Source organism: Enterobacter sp. Bisph1 (genome assembly GCF_000814905.1).
Taxonomy (GTDB): domain Bacteria; phylum Pseudomonadota; class Gammaproteobacteria; order Enterobacterales; family Enterobacteriaceae; genus Kosakonia.
Genome location: NZ_JXAG01000046.1, coordinates 55,064 through 71,816 on the forward strand (window position 1 = coordinate 55,064; position 16,753 = coordinate 71,816).

Below are 16,753 nucleotides of genomic sequence, written 5' to 3' on the forward strand. Positions count from 1 at the left end.
TACGACATTTAACTTATCTTGAAGCCAGCATTCCCGGATAGTGTTTAGCAATGATGTCATTCATCCGCTCAATCAACTCCAGACGCCTGAAGCTTAAGTGCGCCGTGCCCTTCTTAAAGTAACGGATACTGAAAAACTCGTCTTCGTAAACATCCTTCGAAGGGCTGTCACGAATGTGTTCCATCAGCCGAGTAGTGACATCACCACGGCTTTCAGGAATCGGTCTACCATCAAGGAGAAACAGCATCCGCTCCAGGTCCGCCAGTTGATCCATACGCCAGCCCCAATTAAGGCTAAAACCCCAACGATTATGATTCACCAGATTGTTAACGATGATTTTCTTACCAAAACGACAAGGACTGTTAGTTTTGTAATCCCACGACAGGCCTTTGAAGACATTGATGATGCCACGTTCGAAGACATCCATTTTTTTCAGATGTAACTGCTCAAAAGTACTAAGAATATTCGCCTCGCTGATAGCAGGTAGATCGCCCTCCTCCAGGTTCTTGTGCCAATAGTCGCGAGCCTGTGCATCCATCAAGGCCAGCATGCCAGATTTCAACATCAAATCGCGCCAGATACTGCGGTCTATATTGCGGGTGATAGCAGGTATCGCTTTATCAATATCTTCAGTCAGCCAGCTATCGTACCGGTGACCTGACTTCATAGCCCAGTCTTGCGCTGTACCACCGCCGACTTCTGAAGTTAACCGTGAAATGGCATCAAGCTGCTCAATGATTTGTTGAATCTGCATAAGTGCGGAATCGCGGCCAGCCACTATGCGCTCGATACTGGTCGATAGGATGAGTTCATTGTGTTCCGTCAATACGTCGGATTCTGTTTGCATCGCTTGTCGCCCATAAAAGCAAACACGCCTGCCGGGAGTGGCAGGCGCATTATGCGATGGATAAATAACGTGGGAAGTTCAGAAGTAAAAATCAGGAATGAGGCTCGAAAAATACACGTATTCATCAACCCGGTAGCACGCCTTGCTCTGAAAATATCGGTGGCGGTCAGGAGCGGTGTCTGCTCCTGCCAGCTGAATTCCTTTTGGTCAGAGCTCATAAGTTCATAGCGTTTCACCAGTAGTTAATTAGCAGGGCCTGAAAGGTGGTAAAAAAGTATGAAGCAAGCTGCAGCATATTTTGGCCATCAATTTCAGGGCGCAATTGAGCTTTATATCGGCAACGATACCTTTAACTGCGTATGTGTGTTCTTACAGTGCATACAGATCTGGGTGATTGATATAGCCTTTCTGCGTCCGCAAAGCCACTTACTCGAAAAAGCATCACTGGATCTGATATAGGTACAGTCGATAAGAACAAATTGCGTTAAAATCCCGTCAATAGCAGATGCTAAGAACCGTCGTACACAGGATAAAAAATGACAAGCTATCAACAGCGTGCAGAACTCCACCGTCAAATCTGGGCCATCGCCAACGATGTCAGAGGCTCGGTAGATGGATGGGATTTTAAACAGTATGTACTCGGCGCGCTTTTTTACCGCTTTATCAGTGAAAACTTTTCCAGTTACATCGAAGCCGGTGATGACAGCATTCGCTATGCGGCGCTGAATGACAGTGTCATTACCGATGACATCAAAGATGATGCAATCAAAACCAAAGGCTATTTCATTTACCCGAGCCAGCTATTCTGCAATGTTGCTGCTAAAGCGAATACCAACGACAGGCTGAATGCTGATCTCAACAGCATTTTTGTCGCCATTGAAAGTTCAGCTTATGGCTATCCATCTGAAGCTGACATCAAAGGCCTATTTGCTGATTTTGACACCACCAGTAACCGTCTGGGTAACACCGTTAAAGACAAAAATAGCCGTCTGGCCGCCGTGCTGAAAGGTGTGGAAGGTTTAAAGCTGGGTGACTTCAGCGACCATCAGATTGACCTGTTCGGTGATGCGTACGAGTTTTTGATTTCTAACTATGCGGCAAATGCCGGTAAGTCTGGCGGGGAGTTTTTCACGCCACAGCACGTTTCAAAACTGATCGCACAACTGGCAATACACGGTCAGACCCAAGTCAATAAAATATATGACCCGGCGGCAGGCTCTGGCTCATTGCTGCTACAGGCAAAAAAGCACTTTGACAATCACATCATCGAAGAAGGCTTTTACGGCCAGGAAATTAACCATACGACTTTTAACCTGGCGCGTATGAACATGTTTCTGCACAATATCAACTACGACAAATTTGATATCAGGTTGGGCAATACCCTGACTGAACCACACTTTGGCGACGAAAAGCCGTTCGATGCGATTGTTTCGAACCCGCCGTATTCGGTGAAATGGATTGGCAGTGACGACCCGACTTTGATTAACGATGAGCGTTTTGCTCCAGCAGGTGTGCTGGCTCCAAAATCAAAAGCTGACTTTGCGTTTGTGCTTCATGCGCTGAACTACCTGTCCGCCAAAGGCCGTGCGGCGATTGTCTGCTTCCCGGGTATTTTCTACCGTGGTGGAGCTGAGCAAAAAATCCGTCAGTATCTGGTCGATAACAACTATATTGAAACGGTCATTTCACTCGCACCAAATCTGTTCTTTGGTACCACCATTGCCGTTAACATTCTGGTACTGTCAAAACACAAAACAGATACCAGCGTGCAGTTTATTGATGCCAGCGGGCTGTTTAAGAAAGAAACCAATAACAACATTCTCACCGATGCCCATATCGCTCAGATTATGCAGATGTTCAGCAGTAAATCAGATGTTGATCACCTGGCAAAATCAGTAGCCTTCGAGCAAGTGGCCGGGAATGGCTACAACCTGTCAGTCAGCAGCTACGTTGAAGCCAAAGACACCCGAGAAATCATTGATATTACGGAACTAAATGCCGAACTGAAAACCACTGTCACCAAAGTCGATCAATTACGCAAAGACATTGAAGCGATTGTGGCTGAAATTGAAGGTAGTGAGGTGCCAGAATGAGTCAATTAAATTTTTTGGAGAAATTTCTGGATGGGATTGAGGTTGAATGGAAACCTTTAAGGGAAGTTTGTGATTTTAAAAATGGATTTGCATTTAAAAGCAACCTATTTAAAGAGACTGGATTACCGATAGTTAGAATCACAAATATAGATGGGTTTAATGTTGTTTTAGATGAAGTAAAATACTTCTCACCAAATGATTACAAGGAAGATATATCCTCCTTTGAGGTGTCAATGGGGGATATACTGATTGCAATGTCAGGAGCCACCACAGGAAAGGTGGGTTTCTATAAAAACGAAACAAAATGTTATCTCAACCAACGAGTAGGGAAATTCATACCAAAAAATAATATTTTAAATAATAAGTTTTTATACCATTTCTTGTTATTAAATACAGAGGCAATCTATATCCTTGCAGGGGGCGGAGCACAGCCTAATCTAAGCTCAAACGCATTGATGTCAAAATTACTTATTCCCATTCCTATCCCTTCCAACCCGGAAAAATCCCTTGCAATCCAATCTAAAATCGTCCGGATTCTGGATAAGTTTACTGCCCTTACGGCTGAGCTTACGGCTGAGCTTACGGCTGAGCTTAGCATGCGCAAAAAGCAGTATAACTATTATCGCGACCAGTTGCTGAGTTTTGATGATGGTGAGACCGATGGGGCAAGAAGGTATAGGAGAGTTCATCCGTGGAGGAAGTTTTCAGAAAAAAGACTTTATGGAAACAGGTGTTGGATGTGTTCACTATGGACAAATCTATACCCACTATGGGCCATATACTGATCAGACAAAAACACACATTTCAGAGGCGCTCGCTAAAAAATGTCGAAAGGCCCAGCCTGGAAATCTGATTATAGCAACAACAAGTGAAAATGATGAGGATGTCTGTAAGGCTGTTGCTTGGTTAGGAAAAAGTGATATTGCCGTTAGCAGTGATGCTTGTATCTATAAGCATAATTTGAACCCCAAATATGTGTCTTATTTTTTCCAAACCGAGCAATTTCAGAGTCAAAAAAGACAGTACATCACTGGTGCAAAAGTTAGGCGGGTTAATGCAGACAATCTTGCTAAGATTTTAATTCCCGTGCCTTCAATACAAGAGCAGGCGCGTATCGTATCTATCCTTGACAAATTTGATAAATTAACAAACTCCATCATTGAAGGCCTTCCCCGCGAAATTGAGCTGCGCCAGAAGCAGTACGAATATTATCGGGACATGTTATTTAGCTTCCCGAGGCCGGATGTAGCAGAGGCGTGATATGAGCAAGACACTCCTGGAAATAGCCCAACAGCTGAGCACGCCTCAGAAAGTCAAGAAGACTGTCCATAAAGAAGTTGAAGCGACCAGGGTCGTGCCAAAGGTGCAGTTAATCTATGCTTTCAATGGCACGGGGAAAACGCGTCTTTCCCGGGATTTCAAGCAATTGATTGCTCCCAAAGTCATTGACGGAGAAGGTGAAGACGAAACTGAACAGCCCGAGTTGTCGCACAAAAAAATCCTCTATTACAATGCTTTCACCGAGGACTTGTTCTATTGGGATAACGATCTGCAAGAAGACGCAGAACCAAAGCTGAAGGTGCAGCCTAACTCCTATACAAACTGGTTGCTGACATTACTAAAAGATTTGGGGCAGGATGGCAATATCATCCGTTATTTCCAGCGCTATGCGAACGATAAGCTAACGCCACACCTCAATCCAGATTTTACCGAAATCACTTTTTCCATCGAGCGCGGTAACGATGAGCGTTCCGCCCACATCAAGTTATCCAAAGGTGAAGAAAGCAACTTCATCTGGAGTGTGTTTTACACCCTACTGGATCAAGTGGTAACAATTCTTAATGTCGCCGACCCGGACACGCGCGAGACCCGCGCATTTGATCAACTGGAATATGTATTCATTGATGATCCCGTCAGCTCTCTTGATGATAACCATCTGATTGAACTGGCAGTTAATCTTGCGGGGCTGATCAAATCGAGCGAATCCGATCTGAAGTTCATTATCACGACGCATAGTCCAATATTTTATAATGTGCTTTTCAATGAGTTGAACGGGAAAGCTTGTTACATGTTGGAGAGTTTTGAGGATGGTACATATGCCCTCACAGAAAAATATGGCGACTCTAACAAGAGTTTTTCCTACCATCTCCACCTAAAGCAAACCATCGAACAGGCAATTGCTGACAACAACGTTGAAAGATATCACTTCACGTTACTGCGCAATCTTTATGAGAAAACGGCCAGCTTTCTGGGCTACCCTAAATGGTCTGAACTCTTGCCTGACGACAAGCAGCTTTATCTGAGCAGAATCATCAACTTCACAAGCCACAGCACGCTATCGAATGAAGCCGTTGCACAGCCAACGCCCGCGGAAAAAGCGACTGTCAAACTGTTGCTCGATCACTTGAAGAACAACTGTGGCTTCTGGCAGCAGGAACAAAAAAATGGTTGATTGCACCAAGCCAATTGCTGAGTCCAATAATTTTATCATTTTGGACAAATACAACCCGGACTGGAATATTACCGAGAGCTACCAGAGCGAAGGCGATCTGGAGCGTGAGCTGATTCAAGATTTGGTTAACCAGGGCTATGAATTCCTGCCAGCCTTGAACAATGCTAAGGCTATGCTCGCCAATGTCAGGGAACAGTTGCAAACCCTTAACAATGTAGAGTTCCTCGAGGCTGAATGGCGTCGCTTTGTGGAAACCTGGATGGACAAGCCTAGCGATGGCGTTGTCGAAAAGGCCCGCAAGATTCATGATGATTATGTTCATGATTTCGTCTTCGACGATGGCCGTATTCAGAATATCTACCTGCTGGATAGAAAAAACATCCTTCGCAATAAAGTGCAGGTGATCAAGCAATTTGAGCAAACCGGCACGCACGCCAATCGCTACGATGTCACTATCCTGGTCAATGGTTTGCCGCTGGTTCAAATCGAACTGAAAAAGCGCGGAGTGGCAATTCGTGAAGCCTTTAACCAGATACACCGCTACAGTAAAGAGAGCTTTAACAGCGACAACTCCCTGTTTAAATATCTGCAACTGTTTATCATTTCCAACGGTACTGATACCCGTTACTTTGCTAACACCACCAAACGGAATAAAAACAGTTTTGATTTCTCCATGAACTGGGCGAAGTCCGATAACACGTTGATTAAAGACCTGAAGGACTTCACCGCCACGTTTTTCCAGAGACATACCTTGCTCAATGTGCTGTTTAACTACAGCGTGTTTGACAGTAGCCAGACGCTGCTAATAATGCGCCCCTATCAGATTGCTGCCACCGAGCGAATCCTATGGAAAATTAACAGTTCCTTTACCGCGAAGAACTGGTCAAAGCCAGAAAGCGGGGGGTTTATCTGGCACACCACCGGATCGGGCAAAACCCTGACCAGTTTTAAGGCCGCACGACTGGCAACCGAACTGGGCTTTATTGATAAAGTTTTCTTTGTGGTCGACAGGAAAGACCTGGATTACCAGACTATGAAGGAGTATCAGCGCTTCTCGCCGGACAGTGTCAATGGTTCTGACAATACTGCAGGTTTGAAAAGGAATCTGGATAAAGACGATAACAAAATTATTGTCACCACAATCCAGAAGCTGAATAACTTGATGAAAGCGGAAGCCGACTTACCGGTCTACCAGCAACAGGTCGTCTTCATTTTCGATGAGTGCCACCGCAGCCAGTTCGGTGAGGCTCAGAAGAATCTGAAGAAGAAATTCAAACGCTTTTATCAGTTTGGTTTCACCGGCACGCCCATTTTCCCGCAAAATGCATTGGGCGCAGAAACCACAGCCAGTGTGTTTGGCCGCGAACTGCATTCTTACGTGATTACCGATGCCATTCGTGATGAAAAGGTACTGAAATTTAAGGTGGATTATAACGATGTCCGCCCGCAGTTTAAGGCGCTGGAAACCGAAACCGACGAGAAAAAACTCAGCGCCGCGGAAAACCAACAGGCTTTTCTTCACCCACTGCGCATCCAGGAAATCACACAGTACATCCTGAATAACTTCCGCCAGAAAACACATCGCACTTACCCTGGAGCCAGAGGTTTTAATGCCATGTTGGCAGTCAGTAGCGTGGATGCGGCAAGAGCGTATTACGCGACGTTTAAAGAGCTACAGAAAGAGGCGGCTAATAAATCAGCCATCTATAAACCGTTGCGGGTGGCAACTATCTTCTCTTTTGCGGCTAATGAAGAACAAAGTGCTGTCGGTGACATTATTGATGAAAGTTTTGATACCAGTGCAATGAATAGCAGCGCCAAAGAGTTTCTGGATGCAGCTATTGATGACTATAACGCTTACTTTAAAACGAATTTCAGCACTGACAGCAACGGCTTTCAAAACTATTACCGTGATTTAGCCCTGCGAGTTAAAAATCAGGATATCGACCTGCTCATTGTGGTGGGAATGTTTTTAACCGGTTTTGATGCGCCAACGCTGAACACTTTGTTCGTCGATAAAAACTTGCGTTATCACGGTTTGATGCAGGCATTCTCCCGCACTAACCGTATCTTTGATGCTACAAAGACCTTCGGCAATATTGTGACGTTCAGAGATCTGGAACGCGCAACCATTGATGCCATCACGCTGTTTGGGGATAAAAATACCAAAAACGTGGTGCTTGAGAAAAGTTACAAAGAGTACATGGAGGGCTTTACCGATATCGTAACAGGTGAGGCCAAGCGCGGCTTTATGGATATTGTTACGACATTGGAACATCAGTTCCCTGATCCGGCTAGCATTGATAGCGAGAAAGGGAAAAAAGCCTTCGTTAAATTGTTTGGCGAATACCTGCGGGCTGAAAATATCCTGCAAAACTACGACGAATTTGCCATGCTGAAAGATCTGCAAAAAGTCGATATCAGCGATCCCGATGCCGTCGAAATATTTAAGACAGCGCATTATCTTGACGATGAAAAGTTTGCCGAACTACAGACAATCCGTCTCCCCACAGAACGTAAGATTCAGGACTATCGTTCAGCCTACAATGATATCCGTGACTGGCAACGTCGCGAGAAAGTGGCTAATGACAAGGATAAGTCAACCACTGACTGGGATGATATCGTGTTTGAAATCGACTTGTTGAAATCTCAGGAAATTAACCTGGACTATATTCTTGGTCTGATTTTTGAACATAATAGGCAGAAGAAAGGTAAAGAGGCACTGACTGAAGAGGTTAGACGGTTAATCCGCTCAAGTCTGGGTAACAGGGCCAAAGAAGGTCTGATTGTTGACTTTATTCAGCAGACTAATCTTGATGACATGCCGGACAAAGCCAGCATCATTGATGCATTCTTCATTTTTGCTCAGCGTGAGCAGCTGCGTGAAGCTGAAGCGTTGATAAAAGAAGAGAACCTCAATGAAGAGGCAGCGAAGCGCTATATCCGTACATCGTTAAAACGCGAATATGCCACCGAGAATGGTACTGAGTTAAACGAGACTTTACCAAAAATTAGTCCGTTAAACCCTCAGTACAAAACGAAAAAACAAACCGTTTTTCAGAAAATTGGTGAGTTTATTGAAAAGTTTAAAGGGGTAGGTGGACAAATTTAGTCGTGCGCGCACAGGGGGACAAAGTGGTTCCCCTGACCTATGTCAGTGTTCGATAAAACTGTCAGTGGGAAATACCTAATTGTTGACTGAAGTGGTCTTTTTTGGCCGATTATACGGTCTTTGTTACATGGTGACGTCTTCATACTCAAATCTCCTTCAATGTTAGAGATTTGAGTATGTTATCCCCTATGAGTGAGGAGTGGAAGTTAGCAATTGTTCTCACTATTAATGAAGGTATTACTTCATCACAGGTGTATTAACCAACGGGGAGCAGATCAATGCACGTTCAAATACATTGCGCCCCTACACTATATAATCGCTAACGATGATAAGTATAATTATATAAGTCTTTGCCCTTAGCTTTAGGATTAATGTGTTGAAGTTTCACGAAAATAATGATAAACCAAAAAGTAACAACAATTATGGATTTAATTATGGAATGGAGATTTTTAGGTTCTCTATCAGAGGCCAGGAAATCTGGCTGTAGCGGAGTTTATCTTATTGTACATAAAGGACTTTTCAATCGTGTGGTTTACGTTGGGGTAAGTTGTAATGTAGGTAGAAGGATAAACGAACATTACGACGGTTACCTAAGAGGAAACCGAACAATTTATGACGCGGGTCACGATGACGACGTGTATCGCTTCATGTCAGCTTATAAAATTCATAACCACACAAAATACTATCAAGCCTTGGCGAAGGATTATAAGATATGGGCATCTACAACATTGTATTCTGATTTGCCGAAAAACATGCTAGCAAAAAGCCAAACCTTTGATACTGACTGGCAGAGCATTGCAGTGGAAAAATATATTCCTCAACTGGTAGTATGGGTCCTTCCAATGGCAAGTTACTGTTACTCAAATGCAAGCAGGATTGAAAGTGTAATCCAATCAAAGCTCATTAAAGCTTTTGATTTGAGAGGTTTTTTTAATATAAAACAACTAAGCATATTGGGTAAAATTGAATATCCCCATATGGAAAAGGTCAAGTTTTTTATTATTGACGAGCCTGATTTAGACCCGGCATCCCAACTTATTTTTAGCAATCTGTATAACAAAAAAACTGATGACAATTTCTATACAGAGTTCCGTTCACAATTTAAACGCGAGATTTTTCAGAGGGAAAGTGAAACTCAGAGAAAGAGAACTATTAGGGAGCATAAGGTTTCTCTTTATGAAAATTATGGCAAGCCCTGGACTTTAAAAGAAATGGAAAAACTTAGAGTCATGCTTGTCGATTTTGATTTGTCCCCGACAGAAATATCTGAGTATCTAGGAAGAGAGCCTCGCTCTATCTCTAAAAAAATAAACGAAAATGATAAAGTTACTAATTATAAATGGCGAGAGAGCGTCGGTTGGTTGTGACGTTACGTTTTGATTGTGATAACCCCATTTTGCAATGGTCCGCTCATGGCACAGAGCTGCCTGCCAGATTAGGTTTAGATCTGTGCCATAGCTGTGTCAGGTAAAATCTGAGCTAATACAATTTAGATAAGTTAACCTACCTGCATAGATTTATTTATTATAATATTTGGTGAGCAACTACTCGCCCACCTTTATTATATTTACTATTCTATCAATTCGCAGACAGAGTTTTTAAATATCACTAACTCTAAATAGCTCGCTGTTAATTAATCTATATTGATTTTAATCCACTATAATATCTTATTAATAAACATTAGAGCGGGTTATCTATTCCAGAGCGCTTTGTGTATTTTTCCTGTCTGGTGATAATCCGAAACCAGATCGATAAACTCTTTAAAATCCTTGTTCTCTACCACCAGGCGGTTGACGGATTGCCAGTCAATGCTGGTTCGCTCCCGCGCAGGAATCAGCGTTTGGCTATTACCAGGATCCTGCGGATTCAGGAGGATCACACCAATACCATGCAATGCACATAACATCTGCAGCTCTCTTTCAACGCCACGCTGCTTATCTTCATTTATTTCGGTCGCGACGAGATAACCAAAATGGGCCCAGCTCGAATTGCTCACAGCCTGGAAGAAACATTCTCGAACATTACTACGGTTAAGCTGGCGTTTTACCTCAAAGGACCACAGACGGGTTAAACGCCCTTCGCTATATCGTACGCAGTTTTGCACGACGCTATCCCAGCCTTTATCGAGAGGCTGCAATGCAACAATATCAGGATAAAGCCAATGGTTTGCCCCAAGACCTTTGTTGTTGCTCGAACGCTTTTCGTCGATACGCCGACAAAGCAATTCCTCTTCTTCAGAAAGGTACTCAATTAAAAGCGGATAAAGAGCATGCTCAGAAAAACCTACTGTCTCAGCTGACGGCGTCGGAGCTATATCATAAGCCGTCTCTTGTTGTACATGATTGTCGAGTTCCTTACTCCAGTAATAAAGTCTGGGCCGAGGTTTGTCGCGCGTCATAACCTGAGGACACATCGCTTTTGCCTGAACGGTTCTGCTCCCACCGACTTCAGCAGCTATTTGACTTAAGAAATCTTCATCGCTGGCGAATCTAGGGTTTTGACGCTTTACAGCAAGCTCTGCGCCATAGTGATCTATGATTTTTTGGGCAAGCTGACGGGCTGTAAATTGTTCCTCAGGATTAGCCTGAAGAACATTGATAATCATCTGTGGACGGCTAGTCATGGCTCCTGCCTATGCTGTTACAATAAGAACGCTTCTATCCAAAAGACTAAATCTTGGATGCTACTTTTCTGATGGCACAGTGTAAAACTAGCTATCGCTTGAACCAAGCTTACAATGTGAGTCTTTGGCACTGAATAACAGATTTTATTAGCAAAGTGAACCGCCTATTAGAAGCTATATTTGAGGAAAAATAACGCATCTCAAAACTTACCTCGTATGTTTCTAATCAGCCTGCATTGAATTAAGTAAAATCAAATACTATCAGGCCCTGCTTACCGCCAAAGCGAAAGCGGAACTGCCAGTTGTTGAACCGTTAGGGCGAATGAGCAAAAACATGCCATCCCATCGACAAGGGGAAACTCCTTTTCCTGCGGTTTTGCAGAACGCGCGTTGATACCTGTCAGAGCCATAAAAGTTCTCCTTCCTTGTTCCGCTGAGAGCCAACAACCATTATCAAACCAGCAAATAAACTGGTTCAGTACTCATAAACGGTTTTATATGGAGTGACTCAAAATGAATTCTGTTGAAATGAAAACCACGGGAAGCCTTATGTGAAGTAGATTCCAGACACAAAAAAAGCCGCCCTTAAGCGACTTTCTCTTGCATCTTTTGGTGCGAAGGCCGGACTCGAACTTCAACATTAATCAACTGAATTTTAAGTGATTAAAATATGGATAATTGATATTATATACTTACATGTATACTCAACTGCTTCCCTTCGAAAATCAGCGTAGTAACATAACGCCTGAATCATCTAAACGATGACTCAGTAATCATACCATCCTGAATAATTTCAGTTTGGAATATTTCTCTTTCCTAGACAGATCCAACAACTAACACTTACATAGCAATACTAATGCTTCTTGTCTCACTTTGGAAAAAAATCTCCTGTAAACAAATCAATCTGTTATCTTCATTTCATTTAAGATTAAGAAGGGAAAGATGATGCTCACAATGGTAAAAGATTTGCTCAATATTCCAGTTATCACAAGCGTCACCCTTGCCATTCTCGCCGCAATTGCAAAAAAATATGTCCACTTCAGCCGACGGGATTTCTTTTCTCGTTCTCCTTTAGAGCAGATCGAAGCTGTTAAATGGTTAAGGCAATCAAAACCACCATCTTCAGACCCACTAGATGTAGCTGAACAACAATTCCGCCTTCTATCTTTAGGTTTACATAGGGACAGAGATTTATCCTACAGGCTTGTGGCTTTTCATTCCAGCCACTCTCAAACCTATATTCAATCACTCAAAGCGGTATTACGTTGGCCGGGATTATATGATATCAACGATGGCAAGATATACCCCCATAGTCATTTGAAGTGGTCTCTACCACTCATGCTTATTTTTATACTGACCATTATGGGTTCAGAGGTAATTAAAAGCTATTCACATGAAGATGTCAGTCAGTTTATTTTCTTTCTAACTGTCACCTTAGCTACTCTTATTCCATGGTTCTGGATGTTATCCTGTACTCTCAAGATATTCGGCATCAGTAAAAAACTGAACACATACATCCCACCAGTCATTGATGCTGAAACCGATAAAGAGGATTTCAGCTCAATCATTAATAATAAATATCCTTAAATATACTTTGTAAATACAATCACACCTGCCAATAGTGGCAGGTGTGATGTATGTTATATAAACTTGGTGAAGACTGGTGATTTAAGTCAGGAAGACTGCTCGGAACTCTCACAATACAGCATCATTAAGACTTCGTCGTAATAAGCCAGTTGCCTGTCGTGATCGAAGAATATCAACGGCCCGAAGATAAGGTGATTGTTCTTGCCAACTAAACCCTCTGCGATCGATACGAACCAGCTCGTACTTATCCACCAGAAAGTTAACGGCATCAGCCAGCGTGATACCGGCATCAATGTGTTCCTGAATCACAGTTTCATCACTAAATGGCGTATCGTTCAGTGTCAGGCCATAATGCTGCTCCAGCAGGCGTGTCAGTAACATTTGCCAGACAGCCACTGGCGACAGACATAGCTTCGCCGCCTGCGGAGTTGTTGCAGGTAGAGTTTTCATATTTGCTCTCGTGAAATTAGTTAGCGGTGAGTGGGATAAACAGCGATGTATACGTAGCCGCAACTGCCAAGAGTGTCGGCTTCGCAGGTAAAACCGTTGTGGTAAAGGGTGACGCAGTGGGCATGGCGAGGATTCATTTCACCCGTGGTCAGCATGGATTCCATCCGGCTGATAAAATGCGGGAAAGTTTCATCCAGCTTCCGGCATTCGGCGTCACTGAATTTACCGGTGATGCTGGCCCGGTCAGCTAAATAATGCAGCCGGTTCCCCTCCTGCACCAGACGTGCTCCCAAGCGCGGCGTGATATCCCGCTGCAGGCCCCATGTAATGTTGCTCATTTATAACCTACTTTATTGTCAGCTCAGGGTAATACTCATCAGGCAGGCATAAGGCCCGTTGCGATCCTGGCGGCGTTCGGCGTACACAGCCAGGACTCCTGTGATATCCGGAACGTCTCTGCCGGTGTAATGACAAACGCTACCGTGCCACTGATATTTTCCGGTGCAGTAACGAAAGATTCTGGACTCAGGATGCTGACGGTATATCGTCATTGCCCTGCGTTTACTGATAATTTTCATGTAATACTTCAAAGCAGACCGTGTTCTGCGAACGAATAGATTTGCCTGCCACCAACAATCAGATGGTCAGGGATACGGATATCCACCAGTTGAAGTACCTGAACTAGTCGCTGCGTGAGGGCTTTGTCAGCCTGGCTGGGCGTCGTCTCGCCGGAAGGATGGTTATGCGCCAGTATCACCGCCGCCGCATTGAAGTGCAGTGCACGTTTGACCACTTCCCGGGGATAGACCTCGGTGCGGTTAATCGTGCCGCTAAAGAGCGTCTCATGGGCAATAAGCTGATTCTGGTTGTCCAGATACAGCACCCGAAACTCTTCCCGCTCAAGCGCGGCCATATGCAGTCGCAACCAATCCCGGACGGCATGAGTGGAGGTGAAGGCTACCCCAGGCTCAAGCAGGTGCTGCTCCAGAGCCCTAAGTGCCCTCTGAATGAGACGCCGGTCCTGTGACGTCATTTCGCCGGGTAAAAAGGAAAGCTGTTTCATCCGTTGTTCCTCTTTTCAGTCGATGATACGCAGAATGGCGTGAGCTTCGGGATGCAGCAGGGCATAGTCCCGCAGGCGATAATAGTGTGCGGTCATTGCGTCACATTCTGTACGACAGGCGTGATGGCTGTATTCAATCAGGCAGACCGCGATACCTGCGGCTACCACGCTCATTTCCGCATCATTACCGTTCATGCTGTTGAACAGATGCCATTTATCACCACCGTCAGCATCAGGGGCCATAAACGCGCCGCCATTACTGAGCGTGTAAAAGGACCAGATACCACCGCTGTACTCATCACAAAAGCGCTCCATCCAGGCGAAAATACGCGGTTCCAGCGTTATCCACTGCGGGATAGTGCCAAAGTACAGCGGCCAGAAATCGAGACGCTGTTCGTCAGGTACTGGTGTTGCTGTAAGGGCAAATTGAGGTTCATTAGCGGGTACCAATTCGCATTGAGTTTGTGTCGTCATGGATTTTCTCCGTCAATAAAAACGCCAGCGACGATGGCTGGCGTATGGGAAATAAAGGACAGACAGGGATGATGAATGGGTGTGGTCAGGAGGAGGATGCTCTGAGCATGCCTGAGTTGCGGATATAACGGTTAAGCCCTTCACCGGCATCCGGTTCAAAGCACCACGCCCGCCAGATCATTCGACCTTCAGAGTCACGAACCACCAGGCGGAAGTGTGTGCCCTGGTCGTCTTCAATGCTGATGTTGCGATACCTGCGGGTAACCGCTTCGGCCTGCTGTCGGGTGAACTGTCCTGATGGCAACATATGAGATTCAGACATTGGGTGTACCTTAAAAGCAAAAGCCCCTGACGCAGAAGCGTCAGGGGCTGTGGGTGTATGCAGGTGTGGGATGATTATCAGTAACCGGTTTGTACCTTATACAGCTGCAGGGTTTTACTGCCCCGGACAATTTTCACATACAAGGCATTATCTTTTGTGCCGCGCACAAACCCGGCCTGTACATCGCCCTTACAGTCACCACCATCGTAAGGAATGTTGGCACCGGTCTGGCGCACCAGGTCGATAATCCCGAAGCTAAGGTCCTCACAGGCCGGGCCCGGCAGGTCCTGAATCAGGGCAAATTTATGGTCGTCGCTGACACCGGTCAGTGAGCACATGGAGGTGTTGATGTCGTTTCCCTGGCACCAGTACTCCTGGCCGGGATTGTCTTTATCCATCAGGCTTGCCGGAAGTTGAGCGGCACCGGCACTGAAGGCGGCAAGTGACAGAATGAGGGCGGGTACAGCAGAGGTCATTATTTTCAGCATGGTTTTCTTCCTGAATTAATCCAGCCCGCTGTCGGGCAAAATGAGGGAGGTAGGTATCGGGTGTTATCAGAAGCGCCGGTAGCGAAACAGCTCTTTGCCCTGGTACAACGCCACCAGGTCGTCATACTCCGGCTTCTTCTGGTTGGGCTTAAAGGTCACTACCGTGCCCGGACGACACAGGTCTTTTGCGGTGAGACCGAATTTCTTGTCCGGAGTAATGGTGAATCCCTTCGACACATCGTTGTGCATGATGGTTATCCAGCCCCACAGGCCGCCTTCGCAGTCTTTAAAGGGTGCGGAACGCACCGTGACCATACCGCCCTTACGGTCAACGAACATGGCCTCACACTTCCCCGTGACCTGACGATGCGCATCACACCAGAAAATGTTCCCGTTGTTGTCATTAACTACCGCAGGTAGGGTCCGGTTATAAGGCTGAGCCTGAGCGCCCGCACAGAGCAGAAGGCTGCCGGTAATGCCCAGTATTTTAATCAGTGTTTTCATTACGTTGGTCCTTAACAGAGAAAGAATCAGGTAGCGGTGATTCAGGCCCAGACGGTCAGGCCCAGCATCAAAAGCCATACCCAGAGGTAAGCTGGTTTCTGACCGAGAGTTTTCGCCCGCCGCCACAGATAGAACGGCACCAGCCAGGCCAGTTTGCCGAACGTGGTGGTGTCCACTCCGGCCTTACGCAGGCGTCGTTCATCGAGATACCCCAGAGCAATATTGAGCAGCAGCGTGATAAACCAGTACTGCCCACCCGAGACGGCATCATATGCCTCGTCAAATGACATCCCGTTCAGCCCTGCAGTCCACAACTCCAGCGCGTAGCCAATGAAGGGAGCAAATGCCAGCGTCCATACCACTCCACCCGGAATGCGGTTCCCCGGCAGCGCTGGTGGTGTGGTGCTGTGGAGCAGCGCCGAAGCCAGCGGGGTGGCGGAGACCGGTTGCCAGTCCGGCATACCCTGTCGCCACACCAGCGTGGCAGCGGTGAGTTCACCGCGCGCAATCAGGCCAGTGATGTCGTCTTCAGTCACATTGTCGTGACGTATGCCATTTTTCTCGTAATGCCAGGTCATTGTTTTTCCTTCTTAACAGAGATAATTAAATCAGTGTGTTGCCCGGCTCCTCCTCAGAGAGCCCAGGAGACAGGACTTCGCGGATACAGCTGAAGTGCGGAAGGGCCCGGATAAAGCCCGCCTGTGTGGTTAACTGGCTGAGACGTTTTAGCGGGGTGAA

Annotated in this window: 17 protein-coding genes and 4 pseudogenes; 7 read left to right on the top strand and 14 right to left on the bottom strand. The window is 45.5% G+C overall.

What is annotated here, in order from left to right; genetic code table 11:
- Positions 1-13: 13 nt before the first annotated feature.
- The gene (locus tag RW65_RS15330) at positions 14-847 is read right to left on the bottom strand and encodes a DUF4942 domain-containing protein (protein WP_039057649.1); all 834 of its coding nucleotides are present in this window, start codon (positions 845-847) and stop codon (positions 14-16) included.
- Positions 848-963: 116 nt separating this feature from the next.
- A pseudogene (locus RW65_RS23065) lies at positions 964-1,086 on the bottom strand (TA system toxin CbtA family protein); the annotation flags it as partial.
- A gap of 297 nt (positions 1,087-1,383) precedes the next feature.
- Between RW65_RS23065 and RW65_RS15340 the strand changes: the two are divergent.
- The 6 genes and pseudogenes from RW65_RS15340 to RW65_RS15360 all read left to right on the top strand — a co-directional run bounded on the left by RW65_RS15340 (position 1,384) and on the right by RW65_RS15360 (position 9,871).
- The gene (locus RW65_RS15340; protein WP_039057651.1) at positions 1,384-2,940 is read left to right on the top strand and encodes a type I restriction-modification system subunit M; all 1,557 of its coding nucleotides are present in this window, start codon (positions 1,384-1,386) and stop codon (positions 2,938-2,940) included.
- Positions 2,937-3,597: pseudogene (locus RW65_RS23370) on the top strand (restriction endonuclease subunit S); the annotation flags it as partial. The gene RW65_RS15340 and the pseudogene RW65_RS23370, both read left to right, overlap by 4 nt.
- A gap of 63 nt (positions 3,598-3,660) precedes the next feature.
- A complete protein-coding gene (locus RW65_RS23375; protein WP_502685559.1) occupies positions 3,661-4,200 on the top strand; it encodes a restriction endonuclease subunit S in 540 nt (179 codons plus the stop codon).
- A gap of 1 nt (position 4,201) precedes the next feature.
- Entirely contained in the window at positions 4,202-5,392 is a 1,191-nt protein-coding gene (locus RW65_RS15350) for an AAA ATPase-like domain-containing protein (RefSeq protein ID WP_039057652.1), read from the top strand.
- Complete coding sequence (locus RW65_RS15355) at positions 5,385-8,504, top strand: HsdR family type I site-specific deoxyribonuclease (protein WP_039057653.1); 3,120 nt, start codon at positions 5,385-5,387, stop codon at positions 8,502-8,504. Before RW65_RS15350 ends, RW65_RS15355 begins: the two co-directional genes overlap by 8 nt.
- Positions 8,505-8,926: 422 nt before the next feature.
- Positions 8,927-9,871: a GIY-YIG nuclease family protein gene (locus RW65_RS15360; RefSeq protein WP_039057668.1), complete on the top strand. Its 945-nt coding sequence runs from the start codon at positions 8,927-8,929 to the stop codon at positions 9,869-9,871.
- 323 nt (positions 9,872-10,194) lie between these two features.
- On the opposite strand, the gene RW65_RS15365 is transcribed toward RW65_RS15360, so the two are convergent.
- Complete coding sequence (locus RW65_RS15365; RefSeq protein WP_039057654.1) at positions 10,195-11,127, bottom strand: COG2958 family protein; 933 nt, start codon at positions 11,125-11,127, stop codon at positions 10,195-10,197.
- 253 nt (positions 11,128-11,380) lie between these two features.
- A pseudogene (locus tag RW65_RS22720) lies at positions 11,381-11,537 on the bottom strand (Arm DNA-binding domain-containing protein); the annotation flags it as partial.
- A 532-nt stretch (positions 11,538-12,069) separates the two neighbouring features.
- On the opposite strand from RW65_RS22720, the gene RW65_RS15370 reads away from it, so the two are divergent.
- Positions 12,070-12,714: a hypothetical protein gene (locus RW65_RS15370; protein WP_231564396.1), complete on the top strand. Its 645-nt coding sequence runs from the start codon at positions 12,070-12,072 to the stop codon at positions 12,712-12,714.
- 108 nt (positions 12,715-12,822) lie between these two features.
- Here RW65_RS15370 and RW65_RS22105 read toward each other — a convergent pair whose 3' ends face one another.
- The 10 genes and pseudogenes from RW65_RS22105 to RW65_RS23070 all read right to left on the bottom strand — a co-directional run.
- The gene (locus tag RW65_RS22105; protein WP_072037770.1) at positions 12,823-13,164 is read right to left on the bottom strand and encodes a TA system toxin CbtA family protein; all 342 of its coding nucleotides are present in this window, start codon (positions 13,162-13,164) and stop codon (positions 12,823-12,825) included.
- A 20-nt stretch (positions 13,165-13,184) separates the two neighbouring features.
- On the bottom strand, positions 13,185-13,502 hold the full coding sequence (locus tag RW65_RS15380; RefSeq protein ID WP_039057657.1) for a type IV toxin-antitoxin system YeeU family antitoxin: 318 nt from the start codon (positions 13,500-13,502) through the stop codon (positions 13,185-13,187).
- A gap of 18 nt (positions 13,503-13,520) precedes the next feature.
- Entirely contained in the window at positions 13,521-13,742 is a 222-nt protein-coding gene (locus RW65_RS22110; protein ID WP_072037772.1) for a DUF987 domain-containing protein, read from the bottom strand.
- An 8-nt stretch (positions 13,743-13,750) separates the two neighbouring features.
- Positions 13,751-14,227 (bottom strand): JAB domain-containing protein, encoded by a 477-nt coding sequence (locus RW65_RS15385; RefSeq protein ID WP_039057658.1) that lies wholly within the window; start codon positions 14,225-14,227, stop codon positions 13,751-13,753.
- Positions 14,228-14,242: 15 nt separating this feature from the next.
- Positions 14,243-14,701 (bottom strand): antirestriction protein, encoded by a 459-nt coding sequence (locus RW65_RS15390; protein WP_039057659.1) that lies wholly within the window; start codon positions 14,699-14,701, stop codon positions 14,243-14,245.
- A gap of 85 nt (positions 14,702-14,786) precedes the next feature.
- Positions 14,787-15,023, bottom strand: a complete 237-nt coding sequence (locus tag RW65_RS15395) for a DUF905 domain-containing protein (protein WP_039055630.1) — start codon at positions 15,021-15,023, stop codon at positions 14,787-14,789.
- 77 nt (positions 15,024-15,100) lie between these two features.
- The gene (locus tag RW65_RS15400; protein WP_039055629.1) at positions 15,101-15,511 is read right to left on the bottom strand and encodes a hypothetical protein; all 411 of its coding nucleotides are present in this window, start codon (positions 15,509-15,511) and stop codon (positions 15,101-15,103) included.
- 66 nt (positions 15,512-15,577) lie between these two features.
- The gene (locus RW65_RS15405; RefSeq protein WP_039055628.1) at positions 15,578-16,015 is read right to left on the bottom strand and encodes a hypothetical protein; all 438 of its coding nucleotides are present in this window, start codon (positions 16,013-16,015) and stop codon (positions 15,578-15,580) included.
- 41 nt (positions 16,016-16,056) lie between these two features.
- Positions 16,057-16,593 carry a DUF4339 domain-containing protein gene (locus tag RW65_RS15410; RefSeq protein WP_039055627.1) on the bottom strand — a complete coding sequence of 179 codons (537 nt, stop codon included), beginning with the start codon at positions 16,591-16,593 and terminating at the stop codon, positions 16,057-16,059.
- Positions 16,594-16,618: 25 nt separating this feature from the next.
- Positions 16,619-16,753 (bottom strand): annotated as a pseudogene (locus tag RW65_RS23070) (transcriptional regulator); the annotation flags it as partial.